At 47.2% G+C, this 15,928-nt stretch carries 10 protein-coding genes, 6 tRNA genes and 3 rRNA genes; all 19 read left to right on the top strand.

The genetic code is table 11. The features are described from left to right. Window positions 1–298 precede the first annotated feature (298 nt). Window positions 299–1,853 (top strand): 16S ribosomal RNA (locus tag MKY84_RS13905). Window positions 1,854–2,041: 188 nt separating this feature from the next. Next, window positions 2,042–4,967: ribosomal RNA gene (locus MKY84_RS13900) — 23S ribosomal RNA — on the top strand. Between the two features lie 45 nt (window positions 4,968–5,012). Further along, window positions 5,013–5,128: ribosomal RNA gene (gene rrf, locus MKY84_RS13895) — 5S ribosomal RNA — on the top strand. Together the 16S, 23S and 5S rRNA genes form the textbook arrangement of a ribosomal RNA operon. A gap of 143 nt (window positions 5,129–5,271) precedes the next feature. Next, window positions 5,272–5,442 carry a hypothetical protein gene (locus tag MKY84_RS13890; RefSeq protein ID WP_342526811.1) on the top strand — a complete coding sequence of 57 codons (171 nt, stop codon included), beginning with the start codon at window positions 5,272–5,274 and terminating at the stop codon, window positions 5,440–5,442. 63 nt (window positions 5,443–5,505) lie between these two features. Next, window positions 5,506–5,581: transfer RNA gene (locus tag MKY84_RS13885), tRNA-Asn, on the top strand. Window positions 5,582–5,586: 5 nt separating this feature from the next. Continuing rightward, window positions 5,587–5,659, top strand: a tRNA-Thr gene (locus MKY84_RS13880). Between the two features lie 126 nt (window positions 5,660–5,785). Continuing rightward, window positions 5,786–5,861: transfer RNA gene (locus MKY84_RS13875), tRNA-Val, on the top strand. An 11-nt stretch (window positions 5,862–5,872) separates the two neighbouring features. Next, window positions 5,873–5,956 (top strand) — tRNA-Tyr (locus MKY84_RS13870). Window positions 5,957–5,971: 15 nt separating this feature from the next. After that, window positions 5,972–6,046, top strand: a tRNA-Gln gene (locus tag MKY84_RS13865). Window positions 6,047–6,050: 4 nt separating this feature from the next. After that, window positions 6,051–6,123: transfer RNA gene (locus MKY84_RS13860), tRNA-Ala, on the top strand. 69 nt (window positions 6,124–6,192) lie between these two features. Continuing rightward, a complete protein-coding gene (locus MKY84_RS13855) occupies window positions 6,193–6,768 on the top strand; it encodes a GNAT family protein (RefSeq protein WP_342526810.1) in 576 nt (191 codons plus the stop codon). 70 nt (window positions 6,769–6,838) lie between these two features. Then, window positions 6,839–7,744, top strand: a complete 906-nt coding sequence (rocF, locus tag MKY84_RS13850; protein WP_342526809.1) for an arginase — start codon at window positions 6,839–6,841, stop codon at window positions 7,742–7,744. A gap of 176 nt (window positions 7,745–7,920) precedes the next feature. Continuing rightward, window positions 7,921–8,511: an RNA polymerase sigma factor SigW gene (sigW, locus tag MKY84_RS13845; RefSeq protein WP_342526808.1), complete on the top strand. Its 591-nt coding sequence runs from the start codon at window positions 7,921–7,923 to the stop codon at window positions 8,509–8,511. Next, window positions 8,511–9,200 carry a zf-HC2 domain-containing protein gene (locus MKY84_RS13840; protein WP_342528899.1) on the top strand — a complete coding sequence of 230 codons (690 nt, stop codon included), beginning with the start codon at window positions 8,511–8,513 and terminating at the stop codon, window positions 9,198–9,200. The genes sigW and MKY84_RS13840 overlap by 1 nt, the downstream gene beginning before the upstream one ends. Before the next feature lie 77 nt (window positions 9,201–9,277). After that, window positions 9,278–10,114: a diadenylate cyclase CdaA gene (gene cdaA, locus MKY84_RS13835; RefSeq protein WP_342526807.1), complete on the top strand. Its 837-nt coding sequence runs from the start codon at window positions 9,278–9,280 to the stop codon at window positions 10,112–10,114. After that, entirely contained in the window at window positions 10,107–11,432 is a 1,326-nt protein-coding gene (locus MKY84_RS13830; RefSeq protein ID WP_342526805.1) for a CdaR family protein, read from the top strand. The genes cdaA and MKY84_RS13830 overlap by 8 nt, the downstream gene beginning before the upstream one ends. Before the next feature lie 30 nt (window positions 11,433–11,462). Continuing rightward, the gene (gene glmM / locus MKY84_RS13825) at window positions 11,463–12,815 is read left to right on the top strand and encodes a phosphoglucosamine mutase (protein WP_342526803.1); all 1,353 of its coding nucleotides are present in this window, start codon (window positions 11,463–11,465) and stop codon (window positions 12,813–12,815) included. A gap of 308 nt (window positions 12,816–13,123) precedes the next feature. Continuing rightward, window positions 13,124–13,639 (top strand): type 1 glutamine amidotransferase domain-containing protein, encoded by a 516-nt coding sequence (locus tag MKY84_RS13820; protein ID WP_342526801.1) that lies wholly within the window; start codon window positions 13,124–13,126, stop codon window positions 13,637–13,639. Between the two features lie 402 nt (window positions 13,640–14,041). Next, a complete protein-coding gene (gene glmS / locus MKY84_RS13815; protein ID WP_342526800.1) occupies window positions 14,042–15,844 on the top strand; it encodes a glutamine--fructose-6-phosphate transaminase (isomerizing) in 1,803 nt (600 codons plus the stop codon). Window positions 15,845–15,928: the final 84 nt, after the last annotated feature.

Below are 15,928 nucleotides of genomic sequence, written 5' to 3'. Positions count from 1 at the left end.
TTGAACATTGAAAACTGAACATGCAAGACGTCAAGATAGAGCGTCACCGCCCCGACCCCCGTTGGGTGTGCGTGACGCAAACACGAACCAAGTCACTTCCTATAAACGGATGGGATGGACGTTCAAAAATGGACATCATTATCCAAGATGTAGAAGACACTGCCCAGGAATTTTGTGATAAGTCGGGCCGCTCATAAATGCTTTTGCATTTCTGAGTGGTTTGACTTATCGCGGGGATTCCTAGTGTCTGACACTCGAAAATGATGCCAGCAACAAAATGAGCTTATATTAAGTTCTCTTTATGGAGAGTTTGATCCTGGCTCAGGACGAACGCTGGCGGCGTGCCTAATACATGCAAGTCGAGCGGATGAAAAGAGGAGCTTGCTCCTCTCGATTCAGCGGCGGACGGGTGAGTAACACGTGGGCAACCTGCCCTGTAGATTGGGATAACTCCGGGAAACCGGGGCTAATACCGAATAATCCATCGGACCTCATGGTCCGATGTTGAAAGACGGTTTCGGCTGTCACTACAGGATGGGCCCGCGGCGCATTAGCTAGTTGGTGAGGTAACGGCTCACCAAGGCCACGATGCGTAGCCGACCTGAGAGGGTGATCGGCCACACTGGGACTGAGACACGGCCCAGACTCCTACGGGAGGCAGCAGTAGGGAATCTTCCACAATGGACGAAAGTCTGATGGAGCAACGCCGCGTGAGTGAAGAAGGTTCTCGGATCGTAAAACTCTGTTGTGAGGGAAGAACAAGTACCGGAGTAACTGTCGGTACCTTGACGGTACCTCATTAGAAAGCCACGGCTAACTACGTGCCAGCAGCCGCGGTAATACGTAGGTGGCAAGCGTTGTCCGGAATCATTGGGCGTAAAGCGCGCGCAGGCGGTCCCTTAAGTCTGATGTGAAAGCCCACGGCTCAACCGTGGAGGGTCATTGGAAACTGGGGGACTTGAGTGCAGAAGAGGAAAGCGGAATTCCAAGTGTAGCGGTGAAATGCGTAGAGATTTGGAGGAACACCAGTGGCGAAGGCGGCTTTCTGGTCTGTAACTGACGCTGAGGCGCGAAAGCGTGGGGAGCAAACAGGATTAGATACCCTGGTAGTCCACGCCGTAAACGATGAGTGCTAAGTGTTAGGGGGTTTCCGCCCCTTAGTGCTGCAGCTAACGCATTAAGCACTCCGCCTGGGGAGTACGGTCGCAAGACTGAAACTCAAAGGAATTGACGGGGGCCCGCACAAGCGGTGGAGCATGTGGTTTAATTCGAAGCAACGCGAAGAACCTTACCAGGTCTTGACATCCCGCCGACCGCCTAGGAGACTAGGCCTTCCCTTCGGGGACGGCGGTGACAGGTGGTGCATGGTTGTCGTCAGCTCGTGTCGTGAGATGTTGGGTTAAGTCCCGCAACGAGCGCAACCCTTGATCTTAGTTGCCAGCATTCAGTTGGGCACTCTAAGGTGACTGCCGGTGACAAACCGGAGGAAGGTGGGGATGACGTCAAATCATCATGCCCCTTATGACCTGGGCTACACACGTGCTACAATGGATGGTACAAAGGGCTGCAAACCCGCGAGGGCAAGCCAATCCCATAAAACCATTCTCAGTTCGGATTGTAGGCTGCAACTCGCCTACATGAAGCTGGAATCGCTAGTAATCGTGGATCAGCATGCCACGGTGAATACGTTCCCGGGCCTTGTACACACCGCCCGTCACACCACGAGAGTTTGTAACACCCGAAGTCGGTGGGGTAACCATTTATGGAGCCAGCCGCCGAAGGTGGGACAGATGATTGGGGTGAAGTCGTAACAAGGTAGCCGTATCGGAAGGTGCGGCTGGATCACCTCCTTTCTAAGGAATATTTCGGAACAGACCCTTGGGTCTGAGACTTGACGTCTTGCAGTTCAGTTTTGAATGTTCATACATTCAGAACCTGTTCTTTGAAAACTGGATAGAACGACATTGATTGTAACAAACACAACGTCAAGCAATTGACGTGTGACCTTAAGTCTCTTCTTTTTTAGAGGAGCACTAACTTAGGTTAAGTTAGGAAGGGCGCACGGTGGATGCCTTGGCACTAGGAGCCTATGAAGGACGGCACTAACACCGATATGCTTCGGGGAGCTGTAAGTGAGCTTTGATCCGGAGATTTCCGAATGGGGAAACCCAGCATGCGTAATGGCATGTTACCTTCCAGTGAATACATAGCTGGTCGGAGGCAGACCCAGGGAACTGAAACATCTAAGTACCTGGAGGAAGAGAAAGAAAAATCGATTCCCTGAGTAGCGGCGAGCGAAACGGGAAGAGCCCAAACCAAGAGGCTTGCCTCTTGGGGTTGTAGGACACTCTATACGGAGTTACAAAGGCGATAGGTAGACGAAGCGGTCTGGAAAGGCCCACGACACGAGGTAAAAGTCCTGTAGTCCAAACCCATTGCCCTCCAGAGTGTATCCTGAGTACGGCGGAACACGTGAAATTCCGTCGGAATCCGGGAGGACCATCTCCCAAGGCTAAATACTCCCTAGTGACCGATAGTGAACCAGTACCGTGAGGGAAAGGTGAAAAGCACCCCGGAAGGGGAGTGAAACAGATCCTGAAACCGTGTGCCTACAAGTAGTTAGAGCCCGTTAATGGGTGATAGCGTGCCTTTTGTAGAATGAACCGGCGAGTTACGATTCCATGCAAGGTTAAGTCGAGGAGACGGAGCCGCAGCGAAAGCGAGTCTGAATAGGGCGAATGAGTATGGGGTCGTAGACCCGAAACCAGGTGATCTACCCATGTCCAGGATGAAGGTGAGGTAACACTCACTGGAGGTCCGAACCCACGCACGTTGAAAAGTGCGGGGATGAGGTGTGGGTAGCGGAGAAATTCCAATCGAACCTGGAGATAGCTGGTTCTCTCCGAAATAGCTTTAGGGCTAGCCTCAGATAAAGAATCTCGGAGGTAGAGCACTGTTTGGACTAGGGGCCCATCCCGGGTTACCGAATTCAGACAAACTCCGAATGCCGATGATTTGTATCTGGGAGTCAGACTGCGAGTGATAAGATCCGTAGTCAAGAGGGAAACAGCCCAGACCACCAGCTAAGGTCCCAAAGTAACCGTTAAGTGGAAAAGGATGTGGCGTTGCTTAGACAACCAGGATGTTGGCTTAGAAGCAGCCATCATTTAAAGAGTGCGTAATAGCTCACTGGTCGAGTGACGCTGCGCCGAAAATGTATCGGGGCTAAACGGTTCACCGAAGCTGTGGATGCATACCTAGGGTATGCGTGGTAGGAGAGCGTTCTAAGGGCGTCGAAGCTTGACCGGAAGGACAGGTGGAGCGCTTAGAAGTGAGAATGCCGGTATGAGTAGCGAAAGATGGGTGAGAATCCCATCCACCGTATGACCAAGGTTTCCTGAGGAAGGCTCGTCCGCTCAGGGTCAGTCGGGACCTAAGTCGAGGCCGATAGGCGTAGACGATGGACAACAGGTTGATATTCCTGTACCACCTCCCCGCCATTTGAGTGATGGGGGGACGCAGTAGGATAGGGAAGCGTGCGGTTGGATGTGCACGTTCAAGCAGTGAGGTGTGATGTGAGGCAAATCCCGCATCTACAACACCAGGCTGTGACGAGGAGGACGTAGTCCGAAGTTTCTGATTTCACGCTGCCAAGAAAAGCCTCTAGCGAGGCGGGAGGTGCCCGTACCGCAAACCGACACAGGTGGTCGAGGAGAGAATCCTAAGGTGAGCGAGTGAACTCTCGTTAAGGAACTCGGCAAAATGACCCCGTAACTTCGGGAGAAGGGGTGCTCTGACAGGGTGAAAGCCCGAGAGAGCCGCAGTGAATAGGCCCAGGCGACTGTTTAGCAAAAACACAGGTCTCTGCAAAACCGTAAGGTGACGTATAGGGGCTGACGCCTGCCCGGTGCTGGAAGGTTAAGAGGAGTGCTTAGCGCAAGCGAAGGTGCGAATTGAAGCCCCAGTAAACGGCGGCCGTAACTATAACGGTCCTAAGGTAGCGAAATTCCTTGTCGGGTAAGTTCCGACCCGCACGAAAGGCGTAACGATCTGGGCACTGTCTCAACGAGAGACTCGGTGAAATTATAGTACCTGTGAAGATGCAGGTTACCCGCGACAGGACGGAAAGACCCCGTGGAGCTTTACTGTAGCCTGATATTGAACTTTGGTGCAACTTGTACAGGATAGGTAGGAGCCTAAGAGCCCGGAGCGCCAGCTTCGGAGGAGGCGTCGGTGGGATACTACCCTGGTTGTATTGAAGTTCTAACCCATGCCCGTTACCCGGGCAGGAGACAGTGTCAGGCGGACAGTTTGACTGGGGCGGTCGCCTCCTAAAGTGTAACGGAGGCGCCCAAAGGTTCCCTCAGAATGGTTGGAAATCATTCGTAGAGTGTAAAGGCATAAGGGAGCTTGACTGCGAGACCTACAAGTCGAGCAGGGTCGAAAGACGGGCTTAGTGATCCGGTGGTTCCGCATGGAAGGGCCATCGCTCAACGGATAAAAGCTACCCCGGGGATAACAGGCTTATCTCCCCCAAGAGTCCACATCGACGGGGAGGTTTGGCACCTCGATGTCGGCTCATCGCATCCTGGGGCTGTAGTCGGTCCCAAGGGTTGGGCTGTTCGCCCATTAAAGCGGTACGCGAGCTGGGTTCAGAACGTCGTGAGACAGTTCGGTCCCTATCCGTCGTGGGCGTAGGAAATTTGAGAGGAGCTGTCCTTAGTACGAGAGGACCGGGATGGACACACCGCTGGTGTACCAGTTGTCTTGCCAAAGGCATCGCTGGGTAGCTATGTGTGGACGGGATAAGTGCTGAAAGCATCTAAGCATGAAGCCCCCCTCAAGATGAGATTTCCCATTACGCAAGTAAGTAAGATCCCTCAAAGACGATGAGGTAGATAGGTTCGGGGTGGAAGCACAGCGATGTGTGGAGCTGACGAATACTAATCGATCGAGGACTTAACCAAAAAATCAATGAAGTTCTATCCAGTTTTGAGCGAACAGGCTCAAGGTCTAGTGATGATGGCGAAGAGGTCACACCCGTTCCCATACCGAACACGGAAGTTAAGCTCTTCAGCGCCGATGGTAGTTGGGGGTCTCCCCCTGTGAGAGTAGGACGTCGCTAGGCACACACAAGAAGGTCATCCCGTCAGGGGTGGCTTTTTTTGCGTCTAGAGAATCTTTTTGAGATGGGGAAGGGCTTTCTAGCAAGGGCTTGGGCAACTAAGAGGTTGTAAATACTGTGGTGCATAAGTTTCCCGTAATCAACTAGTGAACAATAGAAAACAGTTAGTGGCCAATAAAGAACTTCCAGTGGCCAATAAAACAAAGTTGCCTGTCAATAAAGCGAAGTCAGAGGCCAATAAAACCTTACTCACCCATTATGAAATCAAGAATAACTTGTTATCGACAATAGTAGACAAAGATTTCACTTTAACTTAGCGTCAAAAGGGAAAGTTTCCGTTGACCTGCCCAGTTAGATTGCTATAATAGAGAATGTACTGTTCCGAAGTAGCTCAGTTGGTAGAGCATCCGGCTGTTAACCGGCAGGTCGCAGGTTCGAGTCCTGCCTTCGGAGCCATTTATGCTTCCATAGCTCAGTAGGTAGAGCGCATCCATGGTAAGGATGAGGTCGTCGGTTCGATCCCGGCTGGAAGCTTCCTACTGCTTGCGTTAAAGTAAGCAGTTTTTTTCTTTCTAGGACAATAAGTTTTCCATAAAAACGCTTGCACCTACAATTTGGTCATGCTACAATAATTCTTGTCCTGTTAAACAGTGACATACTGGAGGATTAGCTCAGCTGGGAGAGCACCTGCCTTACAAGCAGGGGGTCGGCGGTTCGATCCCGTCATCCTCCACCATATTTACCTCTGGAGGGGTAGCGAAGTGGCTAAACGCGGCGGACTGTAAATCCGCTCCTTAGGGTTCGGCGGTTCGAATCCGCCCCCCTCCACCATTTATCTAAACTTATTGGGGTATAGCCAAGCGGTAAGGCAATGGATTTTGATTCCATCATGCCTAGGTTCGAATCCTAGTACCCCAGCCATTTAGGGGCCTTAGCTCAGCTGGGAGAGCGCCTGCCTTGCACGCAGGAGGTCAGCGGTTCGATCCCGCTAGGCTCCATATCAAACACTCATTTCTTTCTTAAGAAGTGGGTGTTTTTTCTATAGCTAAAAAAGGAGATGGGGAAAAATGGAGTGGACAAAGAATGGTGTAACCCTTCGCCCATTACAGAAAGTAGATAGTGCTGCTTTATGGTCGGCCTTCGAGCCAGAAGTGTATGCGCATATGCTGACTAAAGTGGAACGAATAAACCAGTTAGAGGGATGGCTTCATTACGCTATTGACCGGATGAACTCGGAAAAAGATGTGTTGGTATTTGCTGTGGTAGATGACACGACTCAAAAACTGATCGGTACGACTCGCCTTTACGATATTGACCACAAGCATAGGTCAGCTGAAATCGGGGCCACGATTTATGCGAAGCCCTACCAGCGCACTCATGTGAATACGACGTGCAAGTTTCTGTTGCTGCAACATGCATTTGAAACGCTGCAGTTGATTCGTGTTCAAATTCGAACAGATGCAGACAATGAAGCATCCCAGAAAGCTATCGAACGAATTGGCTTTGTTAAAGAGGGTTATTTGCGCAATGAAAAAGTACGCAGTACTGGAAACCCACGCAATACGTATCTCTATTCGCTAATTGATTCTGAATGGCCAGAGGTAAAAAAGCAGCTCCTAGATAAGATGAATAAATATACGTGATTTTGCACGGTTGAGCCATCCTTATGTAAGCAGTTACAATAGGTATAACGAATTGAGGAGGCATAAAATCATGAATAAATTAGAGATGTCCATTATTGGGGTACCTATGGATTTTGGTCAAAATCGCCGCGGTGTAGATATGGGCCCGAGCGCTATGCGTTATGCAGGAGCTATTCAACGTTTAGAAGCACTTGGTCATGACGTTACTGACGAAGGAGATATCCGAATCGGGCAGACGACAGCTGACCATGATACAAATACCAAACTTCGCAATTTACCGGAAGTTATTGAAACAAGCACTAAGCTTGCGGACAAGGTAAGTGAAGTACTTAGTAATAAGCGTTTCCCGTTAGTTCTTGGTGGCGATCACAGTATTGCTATCGGAACACTTGCAGGACTAGCTAAAAACTACGAGAACCTTGGCGTTATTTGGTACGATGCACATGCAGATATGAACACAGAAGAAACATCTCCATCAGGAAATATTCATGGAATGCCTTTAGCGGTTAGCATGGGGCTAGGACATGCAGATCTTGTTAACATCCATGATTACGCGCCAAAAGTGAAGCCGGAAAATGTCGTGATCATTGGTGCACGTTCAGTGGATCCAGGCGAACGTGAATTGATTAAAGAAAAAGGCATGAAAGTCTTTACGATGCATGAGATTGATAAGCTAGGAATGACAGAAGTGATGAATCAAGCAATGTGGTACTTGCGCGACCGTGAAGTCGATGGCGTCCATCTATCGCTTGACCTTGATGGATTAGATCCCCTTTATACACCAGGTGTTGGAACGCCAGTACCAGGTGGCATTAGCTACCGAGAGAGCCATTTAGCAATGGAGATGCTCGCATCTTCTAACCTCATCACATCGGCAGAGTTCGTTGAAGTAAATCCGATCTTAGATGAGAAGAACAAAACTGCTGACGTTGCGGTTGCTTTGATGGGCTCATTATTTGGTGAAAGTTTAGTTTAAATAGTCACAGTTCCCCTTCTGAGAAGAAGGGGACTTTTTTCATTCCTTATATGAACAATTCGTCCCCCTCAGGTATCCCAATATTTGTTATACTAAAAAGTATAGAAAAAAATGAAACCTACTGACACACGGAACGTATAGACTATAGAACCGCAAAGGCGGAGGGGAAATAGAGCATGGATGCAATTGTCAACAAGAGAATTAAACAAGTGTTAAACGGAAATCAAGATGCCTATACAGAAATCGTGGACTTGTACCAAGCACGTCTTTATCAGGTGTGTTACCGCATGCTTGGAAACAAACACGAAGCCGAAGATATAACCCAAGAAGCTTTTTTACGTGCATTCATCAATTTACATTCATTCGATCAGAAGCGAAAATTTTCTACATGGATTTTTCGCATTGCAACGAATCTTTGTATCGACCGAATACGTAAAAAGAAACCAGACTATCATTTAGATGCCCAAGTCCCGGGTACCGATGGGTTGGACATGTACTCGCAGATTGCAGCAAGCCAAGAACTACCCGTGGAGCAGCTAGAAAAAATGGAGATGCAAGAGCGTGTCCAATATGAGATCAGCCGTCTTCCAGACAAGTATCGTTCCGTTATCGTCTTAAAGTACATGGAAGAATTACCGTTACAAGAAATTAGTGAAATTTTAGATCTCCCCCTCGGTACTGTAAAAACACGGATCCACCGAGGACGGGAAGCGCTCCGAAAACAGATGAGTCAGCTCCCGATGACGGAGGTAGGAGGGAAACGATGATGGGTGCATGCCACGAGAAATACATTGATTTGATGCATGCCTATCTAGATGGTGAAATTCATCCTGAGCAAGAACAGGAGTTGAAACTACACCTCAAGAATTGTGAGGCATGTCAAGCGCATATGCACGAACTGAGTGATGTTGTCGCGTTTATGAAGAGTGCTCAGCCAGTCACACCACCACCAGATTTGACGTCAACTATTATGGCATCCTTACCTAAACGCAATGTCTCTGCCGGTCCACAAAGCTGGTTCAGACGTTATCCAATAGTAACAGCAGCAGCTGTTTTCCTGGTTTTTATGAGTGCAATGTTCTTCGGGAATTTCTCAGATGATCAACAATTTGCCTTCACAAAAGCAGACAATATTGTCGTAGAAGGAGATACAGTTGTAGTGCCAGAAGGCGAGGTCATTGAAGGTGACTTTATGGTTCGCAATGGCGATATTCGAGTTGAAGGAACGATTGAAGGAAATTTGACAGTCATCAACGGACGAATCATCAATGCGGATGAGATTGAAAGTAGCAGCTTGATGGCATCGACAGCGGTCGTGACCGGTGAAATTGAAGAAATTGACCGTATCTTTGAATGGTTATGGTTCAAAATAAAGTCAGGTTACCAAGGTCTTGAAAACTGGTTTACTGGCAACGACGAATCAACGAATGAATTCCACAACTCCCGTCTCTTCTAAAGAGGTGCGGGAGTTTTTTCTATAGGGTTATATGGTATAATTAATCCATATGCATACAGGGAAAGTGGGGTGGCCACATGGACTTTTTTACACAACTACAAAACAGTGAACCATTTGAATTGCTTATCACGATTCTTGATGTCCTGTTCGTGTGGTTTGTGATTTATAAACTCATTACACTGATCCGTGGAACAAAAGCGGTCCAGTTGCTAAAAGGAATTTTCGTCATTATCGTGGCCCGTGTCATTACGGATGCCTTAGGAATGGAAACGCTCGGATGGATGCTCGATCAGGTCATACGTTTTGGTTTTCTTGCCATCATTATTATTTTTCAACCTGAGATTCGCCGTGCTTTGGAACAATTGGGACGCGGAAAGATTTTCGCCCGCAGTAGCTTGCAAGAAGAAGAAGAGCAGAACCGACTTCTCGGGGCCATGTCAAAGTCTGTCAGCTATATGGCCAAACGCCGTATCGGTGCACTGATTTCGATTGAACGAGAAACAGGCCTGTCGGAGTACATAGAAACAGGGATTCCGATGAATGCCACCATTTCTTCTGAGTTAGTCATCAATCTATTCATTCCGAACACGCCACTGCATGATGGAGCAGTGATTGTGCAACGCAACAAGATCGCTTCAGCTGCTTGTTATTTACCACTCTCAGAAAGTCCATTTATCTCAAAAGAATTGGGGACACGTCACCGAGCCGCTATTGGTCTTAGTGAAGTGACAGATGCCGTGACGATTATTGTCTCTGAAGAGACAGGAGCGGTCAGCATCACAGCGAATGGAGACCTTCACCGCAACTTGACGATTGAAGAATTTGAGCAACATCTTAAACGTCTATGGTTTGGTGAAGAGGTGCAACAAGTGACCACGTCAAAATGGTTATGGAAGGGGCCGAAAAATGGATAAAATGATGGATAACCCATGGTTTCTACGCATTATTTCCCTTTTGTTTGCCGTCCTTCTTTTTATAACGGTACAAAATGAGTTAGAAGGAAACCAAATCAATACCGTCGGTACAAGTGTAGAGAGCATACCAAATGTCCCTGTTCAGGTGTATTATGATGACGATAATCTAGTCGTCACAGGTGCCCCTGAAACAGTCACACTGAATATTGAAGGACCAAGTAACCTCGTGCTTTCCGCTCAAACGATGCAAGACTATACGGTCTTCATTGATTTGCGAGAATTAACGCTTGGGCAACATGAAGTAGAAGTCCAATATGAAAATTTACCGGAACGTTTAAATGTACGGACAGATCCTCGGACAGTGACTATCAATATTGAAGAACTCATCACAGAAGAGTTTACAGTGGAGCCAGATATGAACGAAAGATTGCTTGCTGACAATTATGTGGTAAAATCAACTAATGTTGAGCCGAATCGCGTAACAGTTACAGGAGCTCGTAGTATTATCGAAGCTATTAGTTTCGTGAAGGCGACGGTCAGTGGAGATGAAGGTCTGAACGAGTCCTTTACACAAGAGGCACGTGTTCGAGTCCTAGACCGGGATTTGAATAAGTTGGACGTCATTATCGAACCTGAAGTCGTCAATGTAGCAGTTGAGATTGAAGAATACAGCAGAGATATTCCCGTTGTCCTCGAGCAAGAAGGGACTCCTCCTGAAGGAGTTACCATTAATTCTATAACATCCACGACTTCGACCATTCGTGTTTTTGGAAGTCGAACAGCCGTTGATGCACTTGAGCAACTAGAAGTGAATGTGGACGTTTCGGAAATTGAAGAATCGGGAACTTTAGATGTAAATTTAGATGTACCTGAAGGCATCAGCAGTTTAGGAAGCGAAACGATTCCTGTCACTTTTGATGTAACTGTCGAAGAGACGGAAGCGCAAACCAATCAAGTCCCAGAGGAAGAAGCCTCTACAGACAATACAACAGTAACTGAAGACACAACAACTACTGAAGACACGGAAGAAGAGACGACATCGCGTACCTTTGAAAATGTACCGATTGTCGTAACAGGACTCGCTGAGGAGTGGCAATCAACCTTTGCTATACCCAGTGAAGGGGTCGTCAATGTAACAGCAACCGGCCCTGAGTCACAAGTAAATGAATTAACCGTATCAGATGTGCAGGTGAGCTTGAATGCCAGCACCATTTCGGAAGAGGGCGAATTTACGTTGCCCATTGAAGTCGAAGGAACCGATACGGCAACATGGGTAGCCGAACTTTCTCAAGCAACACTTATCATCGAGAGAGCGTAAGGCTGTCATGAACTAAGGAGAGAATTAATAATGGGAAAATATTTTGGTACAGATGGTGTTCGTGGAGTCGCAAATGAAGGCTTAACACCAGAATTCGCATTTCGTTTAGGTCGCGTAGGTGGCTACGTATTAACACAAGGCGCTACTGGCAAGGCAAAAGTACTCGTAGGTCGTGATACACGTATATCTGGTCATATGTTAGAGTCTGCGCTAGTTGCAGGCCTATTATCGGTCGGTGTTGAAGTCATGACGCTTGGCGTACTGAGCACTCCTGGAGTGGCTTATTTGACGCGTGTTATGAGTGCAGACGCAGGTGTAATGATCTCGGCGTCACACAACCCTGTTGAAGACAATGGCATCAAGTTCTTTGGTTCAGACGGCTTCAAGCTTTCTGACGACCAAGAAAATGAAATTGAAGCTATTCTTGATCAAGACCAAGATACATTACCACGTCCAACTGGTGGCGATGTCGGCGCGGTTTCTGATTACTTTGAAGGTGGACAAAAATATCTTCAGTTCTTAAAGCAATCTGTAACTGAGAACTTTGTCGGTATTCATGTAGCACTTGATTGTGCGCATGGTGCTACGTCTACGCATGCTACTCACATCTTTGCAGACTTAGATGCAGACATCTCAACAATGGGAGCATCTCCAAATGGACTAAACATCAACGACGGTGTCGGTTCGACGCATCCCGAAGCACTTGGTGCATTCGTGAAAGACAAAGGCGCAGACATCGGCCTTGCTTTTGATGGAGACGGCGACCGTGTCATCGCAATTGATGAAAAAGGTCATGTGGTTGATGGCGATCAGATCATGTACATCCTTGCACGTTACCTAGTGAAGGAAGGCCGCTTACACAAAGATACTGTCGTATCGACTGTGATGAGCAACATGGGCTTCTACAAGGCAATCGAGCATCACGGCTTAAAGTCTGTGCAAACAGCAGTTGGTGACCGCTACGTAGTAGAAGAAATGAGAAATGGTGGATACAACCTTGGCGGCGAGCAATCGGGCCATATCATTTTCCTAGATTACAATACAACGGGTGACGGTCTCTTAACGGGCCTTCAACTTGTTAATATCATGAAAGCCACTGGCAAGAAATTGTCAGATTTAGCGGGCGAGATGAAAATCTTCCCGCAAAAACTCGTGAACATCCGCGTAACAGACAAGCACGCTGTGACAGACAACGAAAAAGTCGCTGCTGTGATCTCTGAAGTCGAAGACGAAATGAACGGCAACGGCCGCGTTCTTGTGCGTCCTTCTGGAACAGAGCCACTTGTTCGCGTGATGGTGGAAGCTGAGTCTCAACAAGCATGTGAAAGCTACGTCAACCGTATCGCAGACGTCGTTCGTGCTGAAATGGGCTTAGACAACTAATAGCTGCAACGTCCTCCTGAGGGAGGGCGTTTTTTGTTGGAAAGGTTTTGAGTAGTTCAGGGGTTTTGTTAGAAAGGTTTTGAGTAATTAGTTTCCATAAAACGACTAGGGGCACAAACAGAGATTTTGAGGGAACAAAACCGCTCGCTTGAGTCACAAAACAAGTTCCTCAGGTCACAAAACAAGTCGCTAAGGGCACAAACCCTAATGACCCAACCGCCTTCCTAGAAAAACCTTCGCAATCCGAATGTTTAATTCTTTCCCAGAGTGGAATACATACTACGTACAAACATTTAGGAGGAGATACAATGGCAAAAGTAGCAACGTTAATCACCAACATGTTTGAAGACGTCGAATGGACAGAGCCAGCGAAAGCTTTGAAAGATGCGGGCCATGAAGTGGTCACAATCGAAAAAGAAGCAGGCAAGACTGTCACTGGGAAAAAAGACAACACAGAAGTTACAATTGATAAATCAATTGATGACGTGAACGCAAGTGATTTTGACGCACTTCTACTGCCAGGCGGATTCTCACCTGACCAATTACGTGCTGACGATCGTTTCGTCCACTTTACAAAAGAATTCATGGATGCAAAAAAACCTGTCTTCGCTATCTGCCACGGGCCACAATTACTAATTACGGCAAAAGCACTTGAAGGTCGCGACGCAACAGGCTTCAAATCCATTCAAGTAGATATGGAATACGCAGGGGCGAAAGTCCAAGACACAGAAGTTGTTGTCTGCCAAAACCAACTGGTGACAAGCCGTCAACCAGATGACATTCCAGCATTCAACCGTGAAATGCTGAAACTTCTTGAGAAATAAGAGATCCCGGCTCCTTGGTGCCCAGCATCAAGGGGCTTTTATTACATAGATTACATTTGACGGAACCCACTAATTTTTGTATGATATGGAGGTTATGCTGTTAAGCATAGGAACATGCGCAGAAGGAGGAAAGCACGCGCGTAAAGAAATCGGAAACAAGTTGAAGCGCCAGAGCTAAGGAACTCGGACGACACTGTCCTTAGCAGACGAGGTGGAGGTTTATCGAGGATTCGGCGGATGCCTCCCGACCGCACTACGCCCGGTTGTTACTCTATCTGTAAACCTGCCAAGCGATTGGTAGACAGACCGGATAGAAGGCGAACACTAAAAAAAGACATCCAAAAAAAGCGCCCGAAGCGACGCTTCTTTTTGCATGGACTTATCAATCGGAGGATATTTATTATGTGTGGAATTGTTGGATATATTGGCGAACGTGACGCCAAAGAAATTTTATTAAAAGGCTTAGAAAAATTAGAATACCGTGGCTATGACTCAGCAGGTATTGCGGTTCGTAACGAAGAAGGGATCACAGTCTTTAAAGAAAAAGGCCGTATCGCAGATCTTCGTGGAGCAGTTATCGACGACGTGATGGGCAAAACAGGTATCGGTCATACACGCTGGGCAACACACGGCGTACCAAACCAAGTAAACGCACACCCTCACCAAAGTACAGAAGAACGTTTTACACTTGTACACAACGGGGTTATTGAGAACTATCACTTACTTCAAAAAGAATATCTACCAGGCGTGACGATGAAATCAGATACAGATACAGAAGTTATTGTTCAACTGATTCAAAAATTCGTTAACGACGGTATGACGACTGCTGAAGGTTTCAGCAAAACATTAGGTCTTCTTCACGGTTCATACGCAATCGCACTTTTGGATGCGGAAGAAGCACAAACAATCTATGTTGCGAAAAACAAGAGCCCACTTCTAGTTGGTCTTGGAGACGACTTCAATGTTGTCGCTTCTGACGCAATGGCAATGCTTCAAGTAACAGACACGTACGTAGAGCTTCACGATCAAGAAATGGTAATCGTGAAAAAAGAATCTGTTGAGATTCAAAAGCTAGACGGAACTGTTGTAGAGCGTGACTCTTACAAAGCAGAACTAGATATGAGCGACATCGAAAAGGGAACTTACCCTCACTACATGTTAAAAGAAATCGATGAGCAGCCAGCTGTTATGCGTAAAATCATCCAAGCGTACCAGAACGAAGCAGGCGAGCTTGCCATCGATACAAACATCTTAGAGGCTATCAACGGTGCAGACCGCCTTTACATCATCGCTGCAGGTACTAGCTACCACGCAGGACTTGTTGGAAAAGAATACTTCGAGAAAATCACGAAGAAGCCAGTAGAAGTGCACATTTCAAGTGAGTTTGGCTATAACATGCCAATCCTTTCTGAGAAACCACTTTTCGTATTCATCACGCAATCTGGTGAAACAGCTGACTCGCGCCAAGTTCTTGTGAAAATCAAAGAGATGGGCCATAAAGCCTTAACTATTACGAACGTACAAGGATCTACGCTTTCGCGTGAAGCAGACTTCACATTGCTTCTTCATGCAGGTCCTGAAATCGCAGTAGCTTCGACAAAAGCCTACGTTGCACAGATTGCAGTTCTAGCAGTAGCAGCTACAGTTGCTGCTAAACACGCTGGAAACGATGTGGACTTCGACTTGATCAAAGAGCTTGGAATCGTCGCAAACGCAGTTCAAGCAATGGTTGACTCGAAAGAAGCAATTGAAGCTATCGCAAAAGATTTCTTAGAAACAACACGCAATGCATTCTTCATCGGCCGTAACGTCGACTTCTTCGTAAGTCTTGAAGGTGCATTGAAGCTAAAAGAAATCTCGTACATCCAAGCAGAAGGTTTTGCGGGTGGTGAGTTGAAACACGGAACAATCGCTCTTATCGAAGACGGTACGCCAGTATTCGCTCTAGTAACGCAAAAGCCAGTGGCACTAAACATTCGCGGAAACGTGAAAGAAGTCGTGGCACGTGGTGCAAAACCATGTATCATCTCAATGGAAGGCATGGAAGAAGACGGCGATACACTTGTCATTCCAAATGTCCACAGCTTACTAACACCTTTAGTATCTGTTATTCCACTTCAATTGATTAGCTACTACGCAGCGCTTCACCGCGACTGTGATGTGGATAAGCCGCGAAACTTGGCGAAATCTGTAACAGTAGAATAGAAAAATTCACCCCTTTTGGATTCTTGTAGATTTGAAATAAAGTTGTACCGTTTGTAAAAAAGAGGTACCGTTTAAAATAAAGTT

Origin of the sequence: Chryseomicrobium sp. FSL W7-1435 (genome assembly GCF_038595005.1) — a bacterium.
GTDB lineage: Bacteria > Bacillota > Bacilli > Bacillales_A > Planococcaceae > Chryseomicrobium.
The sequence above is the reverse complement of the archived record's forward strand: the minus strand, read 5'-3'. Positions and strand labels throughout refer to the sequence as shown.

Excerpts from the sequence above, each read along its gene's own strand:
- MKY84_RS13855 (WP_342526810.1), top strand. The coding sequence starts at position 6,193 with ATGGAGTGGACAAAGAATGGTGTAACCCTTCGCCCATTACAGAAAGTA.
- rocF (WP_342526809.1), top strand. The coding sequence starts at position 6,839 with ATGAATAAATTAGAGATGTCCATTATTGGGGTACCTATGGATTTTGGT.
- sigW (WP_342526808.1), top strand. The coding sequence starts at position 7,921 with ATGGATGCAATTGTCAACAAGAGAATTAAACAAGTGTTAAACGGAAAT.
- MKY84_RS13840 (WP_342528899.1), top strand. The coding sequence starts at position 8,511 with ATGGGTGCATGCCACGAGAAATACATTGATTTGATGCATGCCTATCTA.
- cdaA (WP_342526807.1), top strand. The coding sequence starts at position 9,278 with ATGGACTTTTTTACACAACTACAAAACAGTGAACCATTTGAATTGCTT.
- MKY84_RS13830 (WP_342526805.1), top strand. The coding sequence starts at position 10,107 with ATGGATAAAATGATGGATAACCCATGGTTTCTACGCATTATTTCCCTT.
- glmM (WP_342526803.1), top strand. The coding sequence starts at position 11,463 with ATGGGAAAATATTTTGGTACAGATGGTGTTCGTGGAGTCGCAAATGAA.
- MKY84_RS13820 (WP_342526801.1), top strand. The coding sequence starts at position 13,124 with ATGGCAAAAGTAGCAACGTTAATCACCAACATGTTTGAAGACGTCGAA.
- glmS (WP_342526800.1), top strand. The coding sequence starts at position 14,042 with ATGTGTGGAATTGTTGGATATATTGGCGAACGTGACGCCAAAGAAATT.